This is a genomic window from uncultured Capnocytophaga sp. (assembly GCF_938029845.1).
Taxonomy (GTDB): Bacteria; Bacteroidota; Bacteroidia; order Flavobacteriales; family Flavobacteriaceae; genus Capnocytophaga.
Window position 1 is genome coordinate 1 of record NZ_CALHGG010000176.1, and the last position, 1,912, is coordinate 1,912.

The 1,912-nt window shown below is 45.7% G+C and carries 3 protein-coding genes; all 3 read left to right on the forward strand.

Annotated features, from left to right (window positions below):
- Window positions 1-163: 163 nt before the first annotated feature.
- The gene (locus Q0625_RS13915; protein ID WP_298828551.1) at window positions 164-748 is read left to right on the forward strand and encodes a thioredoxin family protein; all 585 of its coding nucleotides are present in this window, start codon (window positions 164-166) and stop codon (window positions 746-748) included.
- Between the two features lie 6 nt (window positions 749-754).
- Window positions 755-1,516, forward strand: a complete 762-nt coding sequence (gene yaaA / locus Q0625_RS13920; RefSeq protein WP_298828553.1) for a peroxide stress protein YaaA — start codon at window positions 755-757, stop codon at window positions 1,514-1,516.
- Window positions 1,517-1,614: 98 nt separating this feature from the next.
- Window positions 1,615-1,912: GTPase (locus tag Q0625_RS13925; RefSeq protein ID WP_298828556.1), on the forward strand; the 298-nt coding region annotated here is incomplete at its 3' end.

Consider the following 1,912-nt stretch of genomic DNA (forward strand, 5'->3'; position numbering starts at 1 on the left):
GTATGCTTAAATAATCGCTTTATACTCAAGGCTTGATTTTTTTGACCGCGCAAAGATACGAAATAATTAGCTAATTATTTTCTTGACTTTTCTCTTAGAATGTCGTATTTTTGCATTTCAATAGTCAGTTGTTATTCACTGTACTCTAAAAATAAAAACTATCATGATAAAAAATAGTCTTCCCAAAGCTATATCCTATGAGGCGTTTGAACACCTTATAGATCGTCTTCTCTTAGAAGGAAAAACAACAGGCGAGGATCAAAGCGAGTTCATGGTATCCCTTACCAAGCTCAACCGCCAGCGTATGAAACGCATAGATAACACCTTGGAGTTTAGCCCTGAGCAGCTTGCTCCCTTTAAGCAAATTGCCAAAGGCCAATTATGGCTGGTGATTTCCGAGGCGTGGTGTGCCGATGGAGCGCAGATTGTTCCCGTACTGGCTAAAATCGCCCAAAGCAACCCGCTTATTGACCTTAAGATTGTACTTCGCGATGAGAACCCTGATCTGATGAACCAGTATCTGACCAATGGCGGTAAAGCGATCCCAATTCTTATCATAGCCGATGCCCAAAGCCTTGAGGTGCTCCATGTATGGGGGCCACGCCCTAAGGTAGCTACCCAAATGGTGGAAGCCTACAAGAAGGAACATGGCAAGCTCACTCCTGAGTTCAAGGAAGACCTACAAAAATGGTATAACCAAGACAAAGGACAGAGTATTCTAAGCGACTTGCAAGCCTTTTTTAAATAAACTCCTGTGAAGATAGTTATTTCACCTGCCAAGCGAATGGACTGCCACTCGCCTTACCCTGCTATAGTGCCCAGCCAAGCGATTTTCCAATCGGAGATCCTTCAGGTATATAAGGTGCTAAAGGAGCTACCCCCTGCCACACTAGCGGAGCTGATGGATATTTCGCCCCGCCTGGCGGACGTTAGCTGGCAATATCACCAAGCTCTTTCCCTCCCCTTTACCCAGAAGAATGCACGCCCTGCTATCTATACCTATCATGGTGATGTATATGAGGGATTAGATGTTTCGTCCTTGAGCCAAGAGGAGGTACTTAGGCTACAGGGTTCTTTGCGTATTCTCTCAGGACTTTATGGTATTCTAAAGCCCTTAGACCTTATCGCCCCTTATCGGTTGGAGATGGGCATCAAGCTCGCTGTAGCAGGACAGGCTAACCTGTATGATTTTTGGCGTAAGAAAATCACCCAAGCCCTGAATAAGGAACTTGAGGAAGGGGAAACTCTGGTGCACTTGGCCAGCGATGAGTACTTCAAGGTGATAGACACCCAAGCGCTCAAGGCGAAAGTCATACATGTGGCTTTTAAGAGCTGGCGCGGCGACACTCTCAAGACCATAGTTCTCTATACCAAGCAAGGGCGAGGCCTTATGGCGCGCTACATTGTCCAAGAGCAAATCCCCGATCCCGAAGACCTCAAAGGCTTTCACCTTGGAGGATATCAGTATGCAGAGGAATTGTCATCAGAAAACGAACTAGTGTATGTAAAGGGGTAATCCCCCTAACCCCCGAAGGGGGAAGAAAGTGTAAATTATCATAGAAAAATTGCCATTGAAAGGGCGAATTGCCATTCGCCCCTACAAGACTTAAAAAAATGCACAAATCAGGATTTGTAAATATTATAGGAAACCCCAATGTAGGGAAATCCACGCTGCTGAACGCCTTGGTAGGCGAACGGCTTTCTATTATTACCTCTAAGGCACAGACCACACGGCACCGTATTTTTGGAATCGTTAGTGGGGAAGACTTTCAAGTGATCTTCTCCGATACCCCTGGAATCATCAAGCCTGCTTACCAGTTGCAGAGCTCCATGATGGATTTTGTCAAAGACGCCTTTGAGGACGCCGATATTCTTATCTACATGGTGGAAATAGGCGAGAAAGACCTCAAGG